Here is a 19,096-nt window from a genome sequence, read left to right as displayed (position 1 = left end):
GAGGGCGCCGGCGCCGCGCCCTATCTCACCCGGACCACGTGGTTCGGCAGACCCAGACGCGTCAGTTCCTGCCCCCTGTCTTCGGCATCATCGCGCGAGGCGAAGTTGCCGTGACGGATGACGAAGGTCACGGCTTCGCCGGGCTGGACCGCGATCCGGATCTGCTGACCCCGGGCCCGCAGGCGCTCGGCGAGCTGGACGGCGCCGCGCAGCACCATCAGCTCGCCGACCCTGACGCTGAGCGGCTGGCCTGTGCCGAGCACCAGGGCCTCGGGAAAGCCCTGTTCCTGGAGCGTGGCGATGAGGGCCTGCGCCTCGGCCAGACTCGGTACGCGCTCGATGAGCACCGCGTACTGGGCGGCGCCGGTCTGCTGGCGGAAGCGCACGGTCTGGTGGCCCACCTGATTCAGCTGGCGTTCCATCCGCTCGGCGTCGGTCACCGTGGGGAAGGGGCCGAACTCGACGGCGAAGCGCGCCGGCGCAGACGTCTCGGCGGGTGTCGGTACCGCCGCCGGCGCGGGGGTGAGCGTGGGCGCGGTGGCCCGCGCCGACGGAGTGGCGGGCGTGATGGCTTTCGCAGACGGTGCCGCGGGCGCCAGGGCCTTCGCAGAGGGAGCAGCGGGCGTCATCGGCGGCGCGGGCCGAGCGGCGGGCGTCATCGCCCTCGCAGGGGGAGCGGCGGGCACCATGGGCGGTGCGGGCGGCGCGGCGGGCCTCATCGCCCTCGCAGGGGGAGCGGCGGGCACCATGGGCGGTGCGGGCGGCGCGACGCGCGTCATCGCCCTCGCAGAGGGAGCGACGGGCACCATGGACGGTGCAGGCGGCGCCGCGGGCGCATCGGCCGAGGGCGGCGGAGCCGACAGGGCCGGTGGCATCGGCGACGTTGCCTGGACGCTCGGCGGCGGCGAGACGGCCGGCGCGACGGCATCGCCTCTCGGATCGGCGGGCACCGTGGACTGGGGCCGCGGCGGAACCGACGGCGCCGGCGGCAGTGGCGCCGGGACCGAGGCAGGCGCCTCGAGCCTCTTGCGCAGCAGCTCCCGCGGGGGCCGGTCGCGGGCCAGCCACCCCATCTGCCAGGCGACGAGCGCGAACAAGACGGCAACGAGCCCGACGAGCATCAGCAGGCTGCCGAGCCCGCTGCGGGATTTCCTCCGTCCGGCCACGTTGCTCGCCGCTCCGGCGTTCTCCCGCTTCGCCGCCGCGGGCTTTGATGGCGCGGTCGGCGGCGCCACGCCGGCCGTCGATCGTCGGCCGCGGAGCCGCGCGCGGAGAGAGCCCCAGAGCCGCTGCACGCCTCCCGGCGGCGCCTCGGCCGGCGTCTCCTCACCGTAATAGTGGGTGTAGTAGTGCGTGTAGGCGTAGCCCGCGATCTCCGTCTGGACGTCATTGAGCACCACGCCCCACACCTTCGCCCGCGCGGACTCCAGATGCGCCTTGGCGCGCTTGAGGACCAGCCGGCCGACCTTGCCCGCCTGGTAGACGAGGATGACGCCATCGGTCTGCCCGGCCACGATCGCCGAGTCGGTCACCGGCAGGACCGGCGGCGTGTCGATGAGGACGATGTCGTACTCCTCCCTCGCCTCGCGGAGGAAGGCGCCCATGGCCGGCGTCGAGAGCAGTTCGGAGGGGTTGGCCGGGACCGGGCCGGACTCGATGATGTGCAGGTTGTCGAGTCCCGGCGAGGCCATGATGTCTTCCATCTCGAAACGGCCCATGAGGATGTCGGCCACCGTGCGGATGCAATCGCGCCACTGCGCGTTGCCGACGAGGATGTCCGAGAGGCCGGGCTCGCGTTCGATGCCGAAGAAGCGGTGGATGGACGGCCGGCGCAGGTTGGCGCCGACGAGCAGCGTGCGCTGGCCGTTCTGCGCCATCGTCAGGGCCAGGTTGACGATGGTCGTCGTCTTGCCTTCCTGGAGCGTCGGGCTCGTGATCACCAGGAGCTTGCCCTGGCGCTCCATGCGCATGAACTGGATGTTCGTACGCAGGGTCCGGTAGGCTTCGGCCACGGGCGACTTCGGATCGAAGTGGGTGATGAGCAGGGCGTGGCTCTGGAGCGCGTCGGGCTCCATCCCGGCCAGGGCGGGGCGGCGCTCGATGAGGCGCTGCATCGTCTCCCGCGCGTCGATGTGGGGCACGATGCCCAGTACCGGGATCTGCAGGTAGCTCTCGACGTCTTCGATGGTGCCGATCGAGGTGTCGAGCGTCTCCTGCACGAAGGCCACCACCAGCCCCAGCATCAGGCCCAGCAGCGCGCCGACGATCACCATGTTGAAGGTCTCGGCGCCGACCGGGGAGGCCGGCTCCGTCGCCGGCCGGACCAGCATGACCTCCTCGATGCCCTCCGACTCCTTGATCAGGGCCTCCTGGTGTTTCGTCTTGAGCAGCGTCAGCAGGTCGTCGTTGACCTTGGCATCGCGCTGCAGGCGCTGCAGCCCCAGCTCGATCGCCGGCACCTCGCGGTTCTTCTGGAGCAGCTCGCCCATCTGACGGTTGAGGATGTCCTCGCGGCTGCGCAGAAGGGCGATCTGGGCGGCGACCTCCCGGCGCATCTCCGAGCGGACCTCGCGCATCCGCTCCTCCAGGGCCTGCAGCCGCGGGTGCCGCGAGGTGACCTCGAGGGCGAGGTTGTTGCGCTCGAGGAGCAGCTCGACCTGCGTCGCCTGCAGCTTCTGCAGGGCTGGATTGGAGCTCTCCACGAAGACGCGCTCGGCGAGGCTGGCCGGGTCCGTCCGGGCCAGACGCACCTGGGCCAGCTCCAGCTCGGTCCGTTGCTGCCGCGTCTTCTCGATGTCGCTCCTGAGCTGCGTGAAGAGCGACAGGAGCACGCTGGACTCGGCGCCGGGGGCGATGATCCGGTTCGCTTCCCGGAAGGCCCAGACCTCTTCCTCCGCGCGCTTCACGCGTCCCTCGACCTCGCGGAGCTGGGCCTCGATGAACTTCCGCGCCTCCGTGATGCGCGCGTTGCGGACCGACCGGTTGTAGTCCCGGTACGTCTCGGCCATCGTGTTGGCGAGGTCGCGCGCCTCCCGCGGGTTGGACGACGTCGCCGTGATCTCGAGGATGCTGGTGCTGGGGATCCGGGCGGTCCGGACCTTGCCGGCGATCGAGTCGAGCGCGGCCATGTAGGCCTTGGACTCCCGCAGCGCCTCGCCCCGGGTCGTCTGCGGCAGCTTGCCCATCCGCCGGGCCGCTTCCTCGAGGATCGGGTAGCTCTTGATGAGGCTCGCCTGCGTCTCGATGGAATCGGCCGTCGAGTACGACAGCACCTCCACCAGGAGCCCCGACAACGACGTGGACTGCTCGAACTTGACGGCCGCCGTCGCCTCGTAGAGGGGCACCTTCTGCTTGGCGAACCAGAAGCTCACGCCGACGAACACGAGCGTGACCCAGATGATCGTGAACCGGCGCCGACGGACGATCAGCCAGTAGTCGCGGAGGTTCATCTCGTACTGCGCCATTAGCGGACCATCTCCATCAGGCGCAGGCGCTCGCGCAGCGGCCGCGGACGGAGCGGCCTCACCGCGCGCTCTCCGAGACCGGGCCGGTGATGTAGAGGAATGGCGCCTCCGACAGGTCGATCATCTTCGGCGCGGCCAGCCGCTGGCCCTTGGCGTCGAACACCTCGATGCGCGGCCTCAGCGGATGGTTGCGGTTCACCGCGATCACGCGCCCCACCTCGCCCGTATTCAGGCGCACGACCGTGCCCGGCGGAAAGACCGAGATCTCGCTCAGAAGCGCCTTGATGAGCAGGGGCGGGAAGGACTCGCGCTTGGACCGCACGATGTCCCGGATGGCTTCGTGCGACTGCAGACCCGACTTGAGCGAGCCGAGCGCCGTCAACCCCGCGTAGGTGTCCACGAGCCCCAGGATCTTCGCATCGGGACGGATCGCCGCGCCCGTGAGCCCCTGGGGGAAGCCCTGGCCCTGCTCGCGCTCGTGGTGCTGCAAGACCATCTCGACCACTCCCTCGAACGGCGGCGACCAGCGCTGGATCAGCTCGGCCCCCAGCCGGGGATGGGCCCGGTACTGGCTCTGCTCCTCGGAGGACAGCGCGCCAGGGCGGCGCGCGAGGGCCGGGGAGAGCTGCCAGAGCGCGACGTCGATGAGCGAGCCGGCGACCCCCAGCTCGACCAGTCGCGGCCGCTCGAGACCGACGTTGGCGCCGACGCGCATCGCGAGCACGGCGACGCGCGCCTGATGGAAGGCGAGCTGATCGGCGCCCTCGGCCGGCGCGGGACGGTTGGCCACCCAGAACAGCTCGCCCGATGCCTCGAGCGACTCGAGCGCGTGCCCGATCAGCCGCTCCAGCTCCGCCCACGGGAAGGACACTCCCTTGTCGATCAGGTCGCCGACGCGCGCGAGGAACCGCTGGAGCTCGGCGAAGAGCTGCTCCACCGCCTCGGTCGGCGCCCCGCGCGTCACGGGCTTGGCCGCGTCCGGAGCGGCCTTCTTGGCCACCGGAGCCTCGGGCCGCGCAGCCGGGCGCGGGGTGGCCGGGGCCGGGGGAGTCGGGCGCGCGGGCGTCCGCGAGGCGAGGCGGACGGGCGGGGTCTCCGCCGGCGGCGCCGGCGTCTCGGCCGGCGGGGGAGCGGTCGCCGGATCGGGCGCCGGCGGCGGGGCGGCCTGCCCGCGGCCCCGGACGAGATCGCTCATCCGCACCATCAGATGGCGCCCACCTTGTCCTTGATGACCTCGGCGATGATCTTCTCGTCGATCTCCTTCGCCTGCCGGGAGAACCCCACCAGCAGAGCGATGTCGCAGATGTTGTTGATCTCGCGCGGGGTCCCCCGGGTGAAGTCGAAGACGAGCTTGATCGCCTCGTCGGTGAAGATCTTCTTGGTCTGGCCCGCCATCTTCAGGCGGTACGCGATGTAGTTCGCCGTGTGCGTGTCGTCGAGCGTGTTGAGATGGTAGCGGATGGCGATGCGCTGCTCGAGGTGCTTGAGCCGCCGCACCTTGGTGGCCAGCTCGGGCGAGCCGACCAGCAACTGGGTGACCAGGAAGCGGTCGTCGGTCTGAAAGTTCATCAGGAGCCGCAGCTCCTCGAACACCGCGTCGTCGTCGATCAGTTGGGCCTCGTCCACGATGATGACCGTGTCGCGGCCCGCCTGGAAGTTCCGAAAGAACAAGTCGTGGAGCAGGTGGAGCAGCTCGGTCTTGCTCCGCTCGGGGGTTTCCACGCCCAGCTGGTACAGCACCTCCCGAAGGAAATCGACCGCGTTCCAGCTCGGATTGGTGAGCAGGCCGATCTCGTAGCGCTCGGCTTCCAGCCGCTGGATGAGCGCGCGCGAGAGGGTCGTCTTGCCGCATCCGTATTCGCCCGTCAGCATCGCGCAGCCCTTGCGCTGGCGGACGGCGTAGATGAGGCGCACCAGCGCCTCCTCGTGCTCGGGCGACAGGTAGAAGAACTTCTGGTTCGGCGAGTTGTCGAACGCCGGTTCGCTGAGCCCCCAGTAGGCTTCGTACACCGCCCTATTCCCTGAACAGGAAGAACAAGCTGGTGTAGGCGGTGATGATGCTGGAGACAGCCTGGGCGATCGCCAGGTAGTCCTGGTACCACCGCACGCTCACTTCGGGGACCGACACCACCGCGCCCGGCTCGAGCGGCGGCGCCTCCGCCAGGCCGTACGTCTTGCCGCTGCGGTACGTCACCGTCGCGTTCTTGAAGCGGGCCCGGACCGTCGGCCCGCCCGCCAGGGCGACGTACTCGCGCGGCGTCAGGTCCGGCCGGAAGTCGATGGCCCCGGGCGTCCGCACCTCACCCAGGACGTAGACCTTGTCCTCGGCGACCGGCAGCGTCAGCACGTCGCCGTTCTCCAGCAGGATGTTCTGCGCATCGTCCTTCTCGACCAGCAGCCGGTGCAGGTCGACGGGGATGCGCTGGCGCGGCCCCACCACGCCGACCCGCTCGACGAAGGTCAGCCGGAGGTCGGCGTAGGCCGCCGGTCCGCCCGCCCGGCCCACGACGTCCTTCACGCGGTCGCCCTGGGCGAGCTCGAAGCGCTGCACGATCGTCGCCTTGCCCGACGTGCTCGTGCGGCTGCTCTCGGCCGTGCCGCTGAAGGCCCCGCGCACCTCGATCACGTCCTGCAGCACGACGTTCTGGGGCACGAACAGGACGTCGCCGGGCTTGAGCGGCACGTCGGCCGGCCGCACCAGCGCCTTCGTCAGGTCGACGGACATGGTCTCCTTGCGCCCGTCGGGCAAGACCCGCGTGAGGCGCGCCTCGGTCGCCGCCGCCGCCTGCGCGAGGCCACCGGTCAATTCCAGGAGCTCGCGCAGTCCGCTCTCGGCGCCGATCTCGTACTCGCCCGGACGCCGGAAGGCGCCGGCGAGCGCCACCGAGCCCCCGCGGGGCGGGACGTGGATCCGCAGGCCCTCCACCACCGTGGGGTTCTGTGAGAGATCGCCGCGCAGCTCGAACCGCAGCAGATCGACCTCGGTGACGGCGCCATCGCGCGTGATCACGACGCGGCGGAGGCTTCCACGCGGCGTGATCCCGCCCGTAGCCAGGAGCACTTCGTGGACTCGCCGCACGGCCGCGGCCTGGATCGACCCCGGGCGCTCGACCTCGCCCGAGAGCACCACTTCGAAGCAGCGCGGCACCAGCACGGAGACCGTCACGTCCGCGAACCGGAGCAGCGTTCGGGCTTCCTCGGAGATCCGCCGGTTGGCTTCGCGCAGGGTGAGCCGACCCACCTCGATCGAGCCCATGGGCGGGATGCTCACGAAGCCGTCGGGATCGATCACGAACTGCTGGCGGGTGACGTCGAGGCGGCCCGCAATCTGTATGTCCAGGACGTCGCCCGGACCGAGCCTGTACTCGGGGCCCGGCACCCGCACGCTGTTCCCCCCCAGGCCGCCGGGAACGGCGCAAGGATCGGGGCGTGGCATCGCCACCCCCCCCGGGGCCCGCACCGGGAAGTCCGGAGGCGGGGGTGGCGGCAGTTGTTGCGATGGGACTTGCGGCGGCACCGCCGGGGCCCGGGGCTCCACGATCCCCGGCGATTGTGGCGTCTGGGCCACACCGACGGTCGGCATGAGCAGGCAGACCACGAGGGCGACGCAGAGCGCGTCGCGGGCCCAGGAGCGTCCCTGAGGGCGGAACACGTTATGCAATAAAGCATTCTCCCGCGTTCGTTCGCCGAGGGTCAATAAAAAAAGCTTTAGATTTGCAATACTTCGCTTGACATCGCCACTCGCGCGCCCCTATGATCCGGCCTGACCCAGAGGGCCCAGCCACGAGGTTCCTCTATGACGCCCAGTGTGGCGCGTTCCGTCCTTTTCGGCATAGTATTTTTTGTCTGTATCGGCGCTGGGTTCTGGATCCACGCGCTCTGGATGAGCACCCGCTGGGCACTCCCCCCCGCCCCACCCGCGACCGGTACCTCCACGGACGCGCTTCAGGCGGCGTTCGTGGCCGTCGCGGAGCGGGTCCGCCCGGCCGTCGTCCACATCGGAACGGTCCAGGTGGCACGCTCGCGCCGGCCACCGATCGTGCCGGGCCCGTTCGCGGATGACCCGTTTTTCAAGGACTTTTTCGACCAGTTCTTCGGGCCCGGCCGGCCCGGGGCGCCCGGCGAGTTCCGCCAGCCGGGTCTGGGCTCGGGCGTCATCATCGACGGGCGGGGCTACGTGCTCACGAACTTTCACGTGATCAAGGGTGCCGACGCCGTCACGGTGCGCCTCAGCTCGAAACGGGAGTACCGCGGTCGCATCATCGGCACCGATCCCAAGACCGACCTGGCGGTCGTCCGGTTCGAACCGGAGGGCGAGCTGGCGCTGGCGACGCTCGGCAACTCGGACGCGCTCCGCGTGGGGGAGTGGGCCATCGCGATCGGCAATCCGTTCGGGCTGGACCAGACCGTCACCGTCGGCGTGGTGAGCGCCACCGGGCGCGCCGACGTCGGGATCGCGAGCTACGAGAACTTCATCCAGACCGACGCCTCCATCAACCCCGGCAACTCCGGCGGCCCGCTCGTGAACCTGCGCGGCGAGGTCATCGGCATCAACACGGCCATCGTGGCCACCGGTCAGGGGATCGGCTTCGCCATTCCCGCCAACATGGCCAAGCGCGTCACCAGCCAGCTGATCGACCGGGGCAAGGTCACGCGGGGCTGGCTGGGCGTCTCGTTGCAGCCCATCACGACGGAGTTGGCCCAGGCGCTCGGGCTCCGCGGGACGAAGGGAGCCGTCGTCGCCCGCGTGCATTCGGGGAGTCCGGCGGCGGCGGCGGAGCTCAAGCAGAACGACGTCATCGTCGGCTTCGACGGCGCGCCGGTCGACGACTACCACCACCTGCAGCGGCTGGTGGCCGAAGCCGAGGTGGGCAAGACCATCAGGCTCGAGATCGTCCGGGGCGGGCAGCCCCGCACCGTTCAGCTCAGGATCAGCGAGGCCCCCGACGCGCCGGCACCGGCGCGCTAAGCCCGTCGGAGGGGGCGGACGTTACGGCCCCCTCCGAGACCCATAGTCGGAGGGGGCCTCGCGGCCTCTCCGAACCACCCCAGTGGAATGGCGCGGGCGAAGCCCGCGCTCGAACGGTGGCCACTCCAACGCGCTACCGTAGCTCGAGCTAGGCGACGAAGGGCGGGATCGGCGGGATCTCGACGTGGCGCGTCCGCACCTCGCGCACGCCGGCCACCTCGCGCGCCACCTGCACCGCGCGCTCCAGCGCCGCGGTGCCCTCGAGGGTCACGATGCCGCTCTGGGCCTCGACGGTGATGCGGTAGCGACGCGTGTCCGGATGCATCGCCAGCGCGACCTGGACGCGGGAGGCCAGCGTTCGATCGGCGACGACCTGCCGTCCGGCCCCGGTCGTGGCCAGGCTCGGGTGGCGCGCGGCGCGCTCGATCATCTCGACGGCGGCCTCGTGCGGCAGCTTCTCGCTGTTGAACACGAGGTCGTACAGCGTCGGGTCCGCGATATCGACCTCGTAGAGATAGCGCATCCGGCCCTTCTTCTCGTTGTCGTCGCGCCGGACGAAGTCGGTGGCGGCGCGCTGGTTCGGCGCCTCGCCGGTCATCTCCGCCGTGCGCTTGATCCATTGCTTGACGCGCTGCTCGAACGGGGCGATCACCCGCACGCGCAGCACGTGGGGGATCCCGCGCAGCAGCCACTGGCCACCGCGCCCCATGAGGATGACGTTGTCGGCCTCGGCGAACTCCAGCAGCGTCGTCTGAAGAATGGTGATGTAGTGGCGCGTCTCCGCGTCGAAGCGCTCGAACAGCGACGGCTTCGACTCATCGAGGTGGGAGAGCTTCTCCTCGGCGAGCCCGTACCGCCGCACGGCGTCCTGCAGCAGCTCCTGATCGACGTACCGGTAGCCCAATCGCTGGGCCAGCGCCATACCGATTTCGGGGCCGCCGGCGCCCATCTCGTGCGAGATCGTGATGATGGCCATGGGTCACCCCCGCCGATACTTTTCTTTGAGCGCGGTCGGGGCGATCGCGATGCGCTTGCCACCGACGTCGTCCAGGACGTAAACCTCGTCCGTGAGGGAACCACTCGCAAAGACCTCGAACACCTCGAGCGCGGCCTCCAGGGTGCTGTCGGGGCGCTCGGCCATGAGCTGCTCGACGGCGGCACGGGAGAGTCTGGGCATCGGCCCTCCTTCGAGTGGCGCACAGACTACCCGAAGGCGGACGACCCGGCAAGGCGCCCGCCCAGGAGGACGGGGATGAGCCGCGCTACGCCAACACCGCACCGGCGGTGGGAGCGGTCTCTCGCTCGAGAGCAGGCGTGAACGAGTAGGGCGGCCAGGGGCCGGTGGGCACGACCGCGACGCCTTCCGCGCGCGCCGCGATGGGCGCGATATGGGCGAGGAAGACCGAAATGCCGGCGCGGGGCACCAGGAACGCCAGCGATGCCGCCGCGTTGCCGCCGCTGCCGCTGGGACAGTAGCGCCAGTTCGGGAGCCCGGCGCGCTCGATCAGGCGATCGGCCACGGTGCGTAGAAAGCTGGGGACGCCATTCGCTCCAGGGCCGCGCTCGATCCGGGGCTCGAGTCGGAGCAGCCTCACCGCCATCTCCACGCAGCCGCGTACCTCGGCCAGGCCGGTGCGGATCAGGGGCATGCGCGCGTCGAGCCAGCCGTCGACGTCCATCTCCGGCACCACGGTGGCGAAGCGGAACGGCACGACGGATGCCGCCTCGAGAAGGCTACCGACGACGTCGTGGTGACGCGCTTGCGTGCCAGAGGTGCGACCGGGCGGCGAGACGATGGGGCTGGCGATGAGGAAGAGATCGCGGACGGGACGAGCCGTGACGGCGCCCACGCCCACGCCCTCCCTGGGTGGCCGCCACCACCGCGGCAGACCCTCCACCATCGCGTAGAGATAACGCTGGGGTCGCGGCGTCCGGAGCGACGTTTCCATCCCTGCCTCCTGCCGTCCGGAGTAAGACCAAGACCACGGAAGACTGCGCGAAGAGTGGGCCGAGCGTACGAGCACTCCGGGTCGAGGTCAAGCGCATTCCGGCCACGGGTATAATTGTGGGCGTCGTGCCGTCGTGGTTTCCCCTCGCCTGCCGCGCCGCCGGGGCCGTCGCCACCGCGGGCGCACTCTGGCTGGTGTCGACCGTGTCGGCCGCCCGACCGAGTCCCCCCCTCCCCGCGGGCCTTCCCGAAGCGGAGCGCGTCAAGCTCCAGCAGATCACCGACGCCGCGGACGTGGCCACGCGTGTCGAGGCCGAGCCGTTCGTCACGCGGCGGGAAGTCTTCGAGTACCTCCTCGACCATCCGGAGTTCGCGACCCACGTCGCCCGGACCCTTCGCCTGGCCCGGTATCGCATCTGGCAGACGCCCGCCGGTCTCTTCCTCGACGACGGCTGGGGCGTGCGCGGACATTTCTGGGTCGTCTACACGGCCAACGGCACCCGCGTCATTCGCGCGGCGGGCGAGTACAAGAAGGCGTGGCTGCTGCGCATCCGGGGCGAGGCGGTGACGATGATCGAATACGACGTGAGCCCCGCGGGCGACGGGCGCAGCCTCGTCCGGCCCGCCGTGTCGGGCTTCCTGAGGCTCGACAGCCGTCTGGCCTCCTTCGCCCTCAATGTCGCCAGCGCCGCATCCCAGCGCAAGGCGGACCTCGAGGCGCGCCGCCTGATGAAGGTCTTCGCGCGGGTGAGCCGCGCGCTCGAGGAGAACCCCGCCGGCGTCTGGGAGCAACTGCGGCAGCGTCCCGATGTTCCCCGGCACGAGCTGGAGGAATTCGGCCGGCTGCTCAACGTGCGCTGAACTGGCGCGCCCGCCGGTACGCCTCCTCCGCCGCCTCCCGCCGGCCCTGAGCCGCCAGCGCCCGCCCCAGCCGCGCGTGGGCGTCGGTCAGACTGGGCTTCAGCGCGATGACCTCCCGGGCGGCGTCCTCCAGCGCGACCCACTTGCCCTGCGCCTCCAGCGCGGCCCACAGATCGAAGTGCGTCCGCGCCATTTCGGGATCGAGCCTGATCGCCTGCCGGCACTCGGCCTCGGCTTCCGCCCAGCGCTGCCTGGCGAGCAACGCCGCGGCCAGGGCGCCGTGGGAGCGCGCCGAGTCGGGCTTGGCCCTGACGGCCGCGCGGTAGGCCTGCTCGGCGGCCTCGTACTGCTGCTGCTCGGCGAGGAGGTCGCCGAGGTCGCAGTGGGCGCGCACGTAGCCGGGTCGTAGCCGGATGGCCGCCCCGAACGCTGCTTCGGCCTCCGCATACCGCCCCTGCCAGTAGAGCGCGACGCCGAGCCCGCGGTGGAGCGCGGGATGATCGGGCCGGAGCTCGAGCGCCTGCCGATACGCGCGCTCGGCGTCCGCGTGCCGCCCCTGCCGGCCCAAGCCGAGCGCGAGGTTCGCCCGTGCCCGGATGTCGTCGGGACGCAGCCGGACCGCCTCCAGCAGCGCCGCCTCGGCCGCGGCATGCTTGCCCTGGCGGCCCAGCGCCACGCCCAGCTCGTAGTGAAAGTCCGCGCTGTCGGGTTGCAGACGGAGCGCTTCGCGAAATGCCGCCTCGGCGCCGACGTAATCGCCGAGCGTGCCGAGCGCGTGGCCGCGGGCGGCGTGAAGACCGGCCTCCCGCGGATGGTGGACGAGCGCCTCCGTGTACACGGCCGCCTCTTCCGCCCACCGGCCCTGGCGGCCCAAGGTGGTGGCGAGGCTCCGGTAGGGGGAGAGCATGTCCGGACGCAGACGGAGCGCCTCCTGGAAGGCCGCCACCGCGGCGTCGTAGTGTCCCTGGCGCTCGAGCCCCACCGCCAGGTGGTAGTGTGCCTCTGCGTCGTCGGGCCTGAGACGAAGCGCCTCGCGGAACGCCGCCACCGCCTCGGCGTACCGGTGGCGCTTTTTCAGCACCAGGCCGATCTTGCGGTGCACGTCAGCGGCGTCGGGCCGGAGCTGGAGGGCCGCGCGGTACACGGCAACGGCGTCAGCGAGCCTGCCGATGCGTTCGAGGGTCAATCCCAGACCGACGTGGGCCCGCACGTAGTCGGGGTGGAGGCGAATCGCCTCGCGGTAGGTGGCGGCCGCCTCGGCATAGCGTCCCTCCTCGAAGAGCGTGGCGGCGAGCTCCGCCTGCGCGGGTGCCGACTGCGGATTCCGGTCCACGGCCTCGCGAGAGACGGCCTCGGCGACCGGAGCCCGGCGCTGGCGCCGGAGCACGACGGCGAGATTGGCCCGCGCGACCGCATCGCCGGGACCGAGGCGAAGCGCTTCGCGAAACGCCGCCTCGGCGCCGGCGTACTCGCCCTGGCGCTCGAGCGCCAGGCCCAGGCTCACGTGGGCCCGCGCGAAATCGGGGCGGAGGCGGATCGCGTCACGAAACGCCGCCGCCGCGTCGGCATAGCGGCCCTGCTCGAACAGGACGCCGCCCAGCTCCGCGTGGGCCGTCGCCGCGTCGGGCCGGAGGCGGAGCGCCTCGCGGAGGATCGCCTCGGCGTCGCGCGGCCGGCGCTGCCGTCGCAGGGTGAGGCCGAGATCCAGGTGCGCCTTCATGTCGTCGGGCCTGAGCCTGAGCGCTTCACGATAGGCGGCTTCGGCGTCCGCATATCGTCCCTGACGGGTCCACGCCTGCGCGCGCTCGCACCAGGACTGGAAGTCGGCCGTCACCACGGCGAGATTGTACGCGATAGGGGTGCTCCGTGGCGCCAGGGGCGCGGTGTCACTTTCGTCACGGGCGTGGGCCTCGCTGTCACCCCCGGCGGGGTCCGGCGTCGGTGACTGCCCTCTAAGTCTCGGCCTGGCCGGCAATTCCCCGGCTGGCATCGGTTGTGCTCCCCGCCAGGTATGCGGGTGCGCATTCCGTGACCGAACTCAACGACACCCCGAACCTCGCCGCGACGTACTGCCCCGACTGCGACCCGGGGCGCGACCCGCTCCAGGAAATCCTGACCGTACGCTGGTGTGACGAGCATCAACCGAAGTTCGAAGGTCTCGACGACGACAAGGCGAACGTGGGCAAGGGCATTCTGAACTCGACAGGTGAAGCGGAAGCCGGCTCGAATCGCCCATGGTGCGAGCTGGTGCATCGCGCCGTGAGAGCGGTCTGAGTCCCCGTCACTTCCTTCCCTTAGGGCTGACTGTTCTCGCCGTCCTCAGCGCCTCGGTCGCATCGGCGCGCGACAGGTCGCCGAGCGAGATCCTCGCCAGCCCTGATCTCTACGACGGCCGGGCGCTGGTGATCGCCGGCACGATCGGCAAGCCGAGGGAGCTGTTGTCGAAACGAGGTAACCCGTACTACGTCTTCGAGCTCGACGATGGCCGACGTGCCATCCGAGTCGTCTCGTTCGGAAACACCCTCTGTAAAGCCGGCGCCTACGCGACGGTGGAGGGGCGGTTCCGGAAGGTCAAGCGCCAGGGGCAGGAGACCGTTTACAACGAGGTGGAGGCTTACCGGATCACCTGTCGCTGAGGACGGCTTCTCAGCGGATACCGGATCACCGCCCAGCCCAGCGTTCGCAGCGCCGCGTCGGTATCCCACGAGCGCCGATCCGACTGCCGTCGATCGATCGATGGCTGTTCGTCCCGCCGCTGACGGCGTTCAGTGCAGCGACGATCCAAAATGACCTCGACCGCGCCATCGGCTCCGAACGCATACATGAGGTCGTAGTAGCGCTCGGAATGACTCCGGGAGACGACGAACAAGGCGCGAGGTCTCTCCGGGGCCCCAGCCCGACCGTCCCGCACCGCCGATTCTTGTCGGTGAACGATCACTCGCTTCTCCGTGTCGAGGCGCGCACCGCGCCGTGTCTGAGGCGAGAGCATACGGCGTGGGCGTCGTCAGCGCGCCACTTTTATTGAGCCACGACATGTAGCGCCGCAGGTGGTGGCAACATCCCAACCGTAGTACGCGCACGCTCCGCGCGACCCGACTTCAGGCCCGACCTCCGCGAACGACCCGCCGAGCCGTGACATCTTGCGCCCGCAATCTGACATGCCGTCGGACCCGGAAGTCGCCCCGGGCCCACCGAACTAGGCCGCCTGGACTAGGGTTGGAAACTGGCACCTTCCTTGCCTCCTATGTCGTACGTGATGAATCCCGGCGCAGTGGGCGTTCTCCTGCTGGGCGCCGCCCTGACCCTGTCCGCGTGCGCCAGCACACGAGTCGCCTCGGTCGGTCCGTTGCTGAACGACGAACCGCTCGTCACCCTCGTCGTCAGCGAAGATCGTCACGTGGTCCGCAACGAGTGCCCCGACATCCTGTGGCTCGGTCTGCCGGCGGGCTGTCACGTCCCTCGTCGTCTGGAGGCGCCCGACGGGCGTCAGATCGTGACCGTGAAGATCGTCCGCTACACCGATAGCCTGCCCTCGGCGATGGCCTTCGAAATCGAGGCGCACGAGCTCTGTCATGCGGTGGCCGCTCTGCAGAGCCTGCCCGATCCCTGCCACCGGGGTAACGCCGGCTTTCTCCAGACGTTTCGAGGCGCCCAGCTTCGCTTCCGATAGCCGAGAGCGCCGGCTGAGGAGATCCGCGCGGTGTTTCTGGGCGCGCGGCCGGCACCGCCGTTCCGCTGATCCCGCGACGGTCCGTGACGTTTCTGCACGATGCGGTGCCATGTCGGATTCATGGTCCCGGCCGTGTTCCGGCGCCCAGCGAGCCAAGTGGGCGTTTCCTTGGTGGGATGCGACGTGCAGGAATTTGGTATCCCTTTTGCCTCCCGATTTTTCATGACGTGCCGGGTTCAGGCCACCCCACCCAGCGACCGGGCCATGATCAGCACGCTCCAAAAGGAGCCCGTCTTCCTCGAGCTGGTGCAGACCGACCGGAAGGCCGACTTCTGGTGGCTGGCGCAGAGCCGCGGCATCCCGATCGAGAAGATCGAACGTCTCTGGCAGGCGCTCCGCGCCCTCGCCGGCGTCGAAGACCTGCCGCCACTCGCTCCGACGACACATCCGGGAAGGAGGTGACCGGTATGCATCGGTGCGGTGTCTGCGGCAAGAGGTTCAACTCCGACGAGCAGCTGCGCGAGCACGAGAAGATGACCCACAAAAAGTGAGCAGAGCCCAGCAGTGGGTCCCCACCGGGGACCCACTGCTCCTTCCCCGACGTTCCCCTCCCCGATGACGCCTTCGCGATCAGGGCCGACAGCGCCAGCGCCCCTGGCTGTCCCTCGCGGTCGCGACCGTCGAGCCTCGCTCGCACCGAGGCAGGTCCGCTGCCGGCTCCAGCTGTGGCTGCGGCGGTGGAGCATCGAGGCGCACGACCTCGTCGCTTTCGATTCCTCGGAACCATCCCGGAGGAGCAGGCTCCGTCTGCTGCGTGCGCGTCCACCCCCGACTCCTCATACAGGCGCGGTACAGTGTTCGTCCACCTAGTCCAACCAATCCCTCTCTTTGAGCTTGCGGGGAAGGTACTTTTTGGTGAGGTACTGGAAGTCCTTGTTGGCGAGGGCGTCCAATTCGTATTTGAGCCCGCTCGAGAGCATCCGCTTGATTTCCTCCTGCCAGCTCTTCTTCTGGAACCACGTATAGCTGAGGAGCTCGCGGGCGCGGGTGATGTCTTTGTCGTTAAGCTTGATGCCCACGTTGCGGGGGAGCCCGTACGATTCGGGATCCACGCTCGAGAGCCCGATAAACTTGGCCTTCGGAATGGCCATGCGCTGGCTCTCGAAGGCGAGATTGATCGAGCCCTGCTTGATGACCGAGTAGATGTAGTAGCCCCACGGATCGTTGTCCACGAGGACATAGACGGGGAGCCGTTTCTCCTCGTGCAGCCGCCGCGCCAGACGCCTGACGCCGCGGGGCGGCTGACCGTTTCCCGTCAGGAGAATGCAATTGTACTTCCGCCAGAACTTGTCTTCGGAGAGCCGGTTCCATTGGGTGCCTTTCTCGACCAGGAGGACGAAATCGGCCGTGCATTTCTTGATCTGTAGGTACTCCGGCTCGACGATGGAGGGCACGGAATAGCCGCCCTTCCCGAGCTTCGCGCAGTCCACCCGGTCGCCGTCATCCACCAGCACCAGGGGCCCGACGACGGAGCCGGCGTTCTCGGCCCGCACGTGCAGCTCCTCCCGGAGAGCCTCCAGCGTCACCTCCAGGTCCTCGATGAGCGGATCGGATTCGTCTTGGGTGTCGAGGGTGTTCTCGTGCGAGTCCTTGATCGTGTGCTTGGTTCGGTAGTAGATCTCCCTGAGCGAGGTCGTGAGGTTCGCCCGCTGGAGCTCGCAGAGGGCATCAGCCACGAGGATCGTCTGCATGAACTTCTTGGCCATCCCGACGTTGAAGAACGACCGGGCCTGTTTCCTCTTGCCCATCTCGATCAGCCCCTTGCGCTCGTTGAAGGTGACGTTCGACAGGGAGCGGATCGGGATGGCCAGGGTGGGATCCTTGCGCCGTTGGGCCGCGGTGATCACCACGTCGGCCACCCCGACGAGTTTCTTCTCGACCGCGCTGGTCTTTCGCTCCCTTGGGGCCATGGTGCGTCTCAGGCCTTCCTGCGCGCGGCGCGCGTTCGTTTGCCCTTCGCCCGGCGCTTCGGCCGCGACGGCGGGCCGGCCTTCTCTTCTTCCTCGGGCGTTCCGTTCGGGGACCCGGCCTCCTCCGGCGCCTCGTCGATCGGCACCGGCACGTCTCCTTCAATGCCCTCCGGCGTGACGATGATCGAGTGCGGGAGGCCTTCAGGGCCGCCTCCGTTCTTGCCCAGGAGCTCATCGGTCTTTTCGCCCCCGGTCCGCTTCAGGGCCATCCTCTGGAGCTGCTCCTTCAGCTTCGCGGTGGGCAAGCGGCCGCCCTTGAGGCGGTTACACGACTCGACGACCTCCTCGATGTAGAGCTCGAAGATGTTGCGCCGACGGTACTCGCCCTGGGCCCGCTCGCGTCGTCGGAGAAAGGCTCCCAGCCGTCGGCCGCATTCGCGCAGGGCCAGGGTGATCTCTTTGCGGATCTCGTCGTAATCGGCGATCGCCTCCTTGGATTCGCTGGTAAACGGAACCCAGACCGAGGCCATATGGACGAAGATCACCATGGGACCGGACGGGAACGCGCCTCTGGACTGCGACACTCCGTAGTTGCGCCAGGTGGTGTCGAGCACCGCCTTGTAGATCACGCAGGCCGACTGCTGATAGAGGAGCGGCACGCGGTTGGCGTAGCGGATGACGCGGGCCAGCTCATGATCGTCCTGCTCCGTCTCGCCTTCGGCCAGGGGAATCGGCTTCTTCTCCGGGCTCTCCTCCCCTGGCGCCGGCCCCCGCCCGTAGGCCAAGCCCGTCTCGATCACGAAGGGGTTGCCGCGGTACACGGCTGGCGGCCGGCTCACCGCCGTGTAGAACTCCCCTTTGATCTGCTGATACAGGCCGGAGAGGATCGCCTTTTCGCCGATCGGCGAGAGGCAGTTGGTCGGTGGCGCCATGATCTTGGTGGCCTGGATGGCCTTGTAGAGGGTCTCGGAGGCCTGGCCGTGGATGTCCCGGGGACGCGCCCGGGGCGAGAGTCCCGCGGCCTTGCAGATCTCCGCGGCAAGGGGAGGAGACACCCGGCTGAAATCACTGGCCAGGAACCCCGAGAGTGAGTGGCTCTTGGTGTCCTGGAGCATCTTGAGCAGCATCCCGAGCTCGATACCGTAGGGGTGTGGCTTGATCTCGCGTGGCGATGGAGGGAGCTCGTGGTACGTCCGCGGATGCTCTTTCGTTTCTCCCTCCGGCGTGAGGTAGGTCAGCTTGACGTGCGGATTGGCAATGATGGTCTGCTCGATGTACTCGTCCACCGAGGCCCGCCCCTTCTGGTAACGGCCCTCGACTTCCATGGTCACCTGGGTCCCCCGGGGGGACTCCCAGGCGATCTGCTTGCGTTCCAGTATCTGCGGCTCGTTCTTCTTGGTATCGATCTGGACCTCGAAGTAATGGGCCGGGGCCCTGGCACTGGTGCGGGAGATGATCTGGACGGGCTTGCCGGTAGTGAGCTGTCCATACATGCCGGCCGCCGAGATGCCGATGCCCTGCTGTCCTCGGCTCATGCGCAGCCGATGGAACTTGGACCCATACAGGAGCTTCGCGAAGATCGGTGGAATCTGCTGGCGGACGATGCCGGGGCCGTTGTCGGTGACCGTAATCCGGAAGCGGCTGGCCTGGCTCGGAGGGGGCGGAGCTTCCCCATTGGCGACGGCCTCCACTCGGACGACCACGTCCGGGAGGATCCCGGCTTCCTCGCAAGCGTCAAGCGCGTTATCGACGGCTTCCTTGACACAGGTGAGCAGCGCCTTTCGCGGATTGTCGAAACCCAGGAGATGCCGGTTCTTGGTGAAGAACTCAGAAACGGAGATCTCCCGCTGGCGAGCCCCCATCTCGACGGCGGATGCCGCCGCCTTCGGCTGCGTGGCGGGCGGGCTGGTCTTCGAAGGGTTCAGCTTCCGGCCGCGCGTTGGCACGGGCTCTCTCGACGATTCTCGCATATACCCGTCATACAAAGTCCGCAGCAGGGACTCAAGTTTTTCCTCCGCCATCAAGGCAGCTTGTCGAATTGGTGGGGGTGTCTCAGAAGTCCTTGCAGTAACTGGAGCCGGGGGCGGGAGTCGAACCCGCGACCTACTGATTACGAATCAGTTGCTCTGCCTCTGAGCTACCCCGGCATTCCGAGGACTTACGCGCGATGCGAGGTTGATTTTACCGCTATGTTCTGACTGTGTGCTGAGATTT

16 protein-coding genes and 1 tRNA gene are annotated in these 19,096 nt (G+C 69.1%); 6 read left to right on the top strand and 11 right to left on the bottom strand.

What is annotated here, in order from left to right; all coding sequences use genetic code 11:
- Window positions 1-20: 20 nt before the first annotated feature.
- From VGV13_22885 to VGV13_22870, 4 genes are read right to left on the bottom strand one after another with little or no spacing between them, the layout of a single operon-like run.
- Window positions 21-3,464: a polysaccharide biosynthesis tyrosine autokinase gene (locus VGV13_22885; protein ID HEV8643923.1), complete on the bottom strand. Its 3,444-nt coding sequence runs from the start codon at window positions 3,462-3,464 to the stop codon at window positions 21-23.
- Window positions 3,465-3,522: 58 nt separating this feature from the next.
- A complete protein-coding gene (locus VGV13_22880) occupies window positions 3,523-4,659 on the bottom strand; it encodes an HD domain-containing phosphohydrolase (protein ID HEV8643922.1) in 1,137 nt (378 codons plus the stop codon).
- Window positions 4,660-4,667: 8 nt separating this feature from the next.
- A complete protein-coding gene (locus VGV13_22875; GenBank protein ID HEV8643921.1) occupies window positions 4,668-5,474 on the bottom strand; it encodes an AAA family ATPase in 807 nt (268 codons plus the stop codon).
- 4 nt (window positions 5,475-5,478) lie between these two features.
- Window positions 5,479-7,116, bottom strand: a complete 1,638-nt coding sequence (locus tag VGV13_22870) for an SLBB domain-containing protein (GenBank protein ID HEV8643920.1) — start codon at window positions 7,114-7,116, stop codon at window positions 5,479-5,481.
- Between the two features lie 306 nt (window positions 7,117-7,422).
- Between VGV13_22870 and VGV13_22865 the strand changes: the two genes are divergently transcribed.
- Complete coding sequence (locus VGV13_22865; protein HEV8643919.1) at window positions 7,423-8,433, top strand: Do family serine endopeptidase; 1,011 nt, start codon at window positions 7,423-7,425, stop codon at window positions 8,431-8,433.
- A 148-nt stretch (window positions 8,434-8,581) separates the two neighbouring features.
- Here the strand turns inward: VGV13_22865 and VGV13_22860 are convergent, their stop codons facing one another.
- The 3 genes from VGV13_22860 to VGV13_22850 all read right to left on the bottom strand — a co-directional run bounded on the left by VGV13_22860 (window position 8,582) and on the right by VGV13_22850 (window position 10,382).
- Window positions 8,582-9,409, bottom strand: a complete 828-nt coding sequence (locus VGV13_22860) for a cytidylate kinase family protein (GenBank protein HEV8643918.1) — start codon at window positions 9,407-9,409, stop codon at window positions 8,582-8,584.
- A gap of 3 nt (window positions 9,410-9,412) precedes the next feature.
- Window positions 9,413-9,610 carry a hypothetical protein gene (locus VGV13_22855; GenBank protein ID HEV8643917.1) on the bottom strand — a complete coding sequence of 66 codons (198 nt, stop codon included), beginning with the start codon at window positions 9,608-9,610 and terminating at the stop codon, window positions 9,413-9,415.
- A gap of 85 nt (window positions 9,611-9,695) precedes the next feature.
- Entirely contained in the window at window positions 9,696-10,382 is a 687-nt protein-coding gene (locus VGV13_22850) for a GvpL/GvpF family gas vesicle protein (protein HEV8643916.1), read from the bottom strand.
- Window positions 10,383-10,507: 125 nt separating this feature from the next.
- Between VGV13_22850 and VGV13_22845 the strand changes: the two genes are divergently transcribed.
- Window positions 10,508-11,242: a hypothetical protein gene (locus tag VGV13_22845; GenBank protein HEV8643915.1), complete on the top strand. Its 735-nt coding sequence runs from the start codon at window positions 10,508-10,510 to the stop codon at window positions 11,240-11,242.
- Here VGV13_22845 and VGV13_22840 read toward each other — a convergent pair.
- Complete coding sequence (locus VGV13_22840) at window positions 11,229-13,079, bottom strand: tetratricopeptide repeat protein (GenBank protein HEV8643914.1); 1,851 nt, start codon at window positions 13,077-13,079, stop codon at window positions 11,229-11,231. The two genes, VGV13_22845 and VGV13_22840, sit on opposite strands and share 14 nt — an antisense overlap.
- 191 nt (window positions 13,080-13,270) lie before the next feature.
- On the opposite strand from VGV13_22840, the gene VGV13_22835 reads away from it, so the two are divergent.
- From VGV13_22835 to VGV13_22820, 4 genes are all read left to right on the top strand, one after another.
- Window positions 13,271-13,516: a hypothetical protein gene (locus tag VGV13_22835; protein HEV8643913.1), complete on the top strand. Its 246-nt coding sequence runs from the start codon at window positions 13,271-13,273 to the stop codon at window positions 13,514-13,516.
- Between the two features lie 128 nt (window positions 13,517-13,644).
- Entirely contained in the window at window positions 13,645-13,878 is a 234-nt protein-coding gene (locus VGV13_22830) for a hypothetical protein (protein ID HEV8643912.1), read from the top strand.
- A gap of 620 nt (window positions 13,879-14,498) precedes the next feature.
- Window positions 14,499-14,912 carry a hypothetical protein gene (locus VGV13_22825; GenBank protein ID HEV8643911.1) on the top strand — a complete coding sequence of 138 codons (414 nt, stop codon included), beginning with the start codon at window positions 14,499-14,501 and terminating at the stop codon, window positions 14,910-14,912.
- Between the two features lie 264 nt (window positions 14,913-15,176).
- Window positions 15,177-15,374, top strand: a complete 198-nt coding sequence (locus tag VGV13_22820; protein HEV8643910.1) for a hypothetical protein — start codon at window positions 15,177-15,179, stop codon at window positions 15,372-15,374.
- Window positions 15,375-15,778: 404 nt separating this feature from the next.
- Here the strand turns inward: VGV13_22820 and VGV13_22815 are convergent, their stop codons facing one another.
- The 3 genes from VGV13_22815 to VGV13_22805 all read right to left on the bottom strand — a co-directional run bounded on the left by VGV13_22815 (window position 15,779) and on the right by VGV13_22805 (window position 19,029).
- The gene (locus VGV13_22815; protein ID HEV8643909.1) at window positions 15,779-16,882 is read right to left on the bottom strand and encodes a DNA topoisomerase IV subunit A; all 1,104 of its coding nucleotides are present in this window, start codon (window positions 16,880-16,882) and stop codon (window positions 15,779-15,781) included.
- Window positions 16,883-16,890: 8 nt separating this feature from the next.
- On the bottom strand, window positions 16,891-18,828 hold the full coding sequence (locus tag VGV13_22810; GenBank protein HEV8643908.1) for a DNA topoisomerase VI subunit B: 1,938 nt from the start codon (window positions 18,826-18,828) through the stop codon (window positions 16,891-16,893).
- Between the two features lie 126 nt (window positions 18,829-18,954).
- Window positions 18,955-19,029, bottom strand: a tRNA-Thr gene (locus tag VGV13_22805).
- Window positions 19,030-19,096: the final 67 nt, after the last annotated feature.

The organism is Candidatus Methylomirabilota bacterium, assembly GCA_036001065.1.
GTDB lineage: Bacteria > Methylomirabilota > Methylomirabilia > Rokubacteriales > CSP1-6 > MNEF01.
This window is presented reverse-complemented; position numbering and strand designations above follow the sequence as displayed.

Bases quoted from the DNA above. Each gene is read 5' to 3' on its own strand.
- VGV13_22860 (HEV8643918.1), bottom strand. From the start codon at position 9,409: ATGGCCATCATCACGATCTCGCACGAGATGGGCGCCGGCGGCCCCGAA.
- VGV13_22815 (HEV8643909.1), bottom strand. From the start codon at position 16,882: ATGGCCCCAAGGGAGCGAAAGACCAGCGCGGTCGAGAAGAAACTCGTC.
- VGV13_22880 (HEV8643922.1), bottom strand. From the start codon at position 4,659: ATGAGCGATCTCGTCCGGGGCCGCGGGCAGGCCGCCCCGCCGCCGGCG.
- VGV13_22850 (HEV8643916.1), bottom strand. From the start codon at position 10,382: ATGGAAACGTCGCTCCGGACGCCGCGACCCCAGCGTTATCTCTACGCG.
- VGV13_22825 (HEV8643911.1), top strand. From the start codon at position 14,499: ATGAATCCCGGCGCAGTGGGCGTTCTCCTGCTGGGCGCCGCCCTGACC.
- VGV13_22855 (HEV8643917.1), bottom strand. From the start codon at position 9,610: ATGCCCAGACTCTCCCGTGCCGCCGTCGAGCAGCTCATGGCCGAGCGC.
- VGV13_22885 (HEV8643923.1), bottom strand. From the start codon at position 3,464: ATGGCGCAGTACGAGATGAACCTCCGCGACTACTGGCTGATCGTCCGT.
- VGV13_22820 (HEV8643910.1), top strand. From the start codon at position 15,177: ATGATCAGCACGCTCCAAAAGGAGCCCGTCTTCCTCGAGCTGGTGCAG.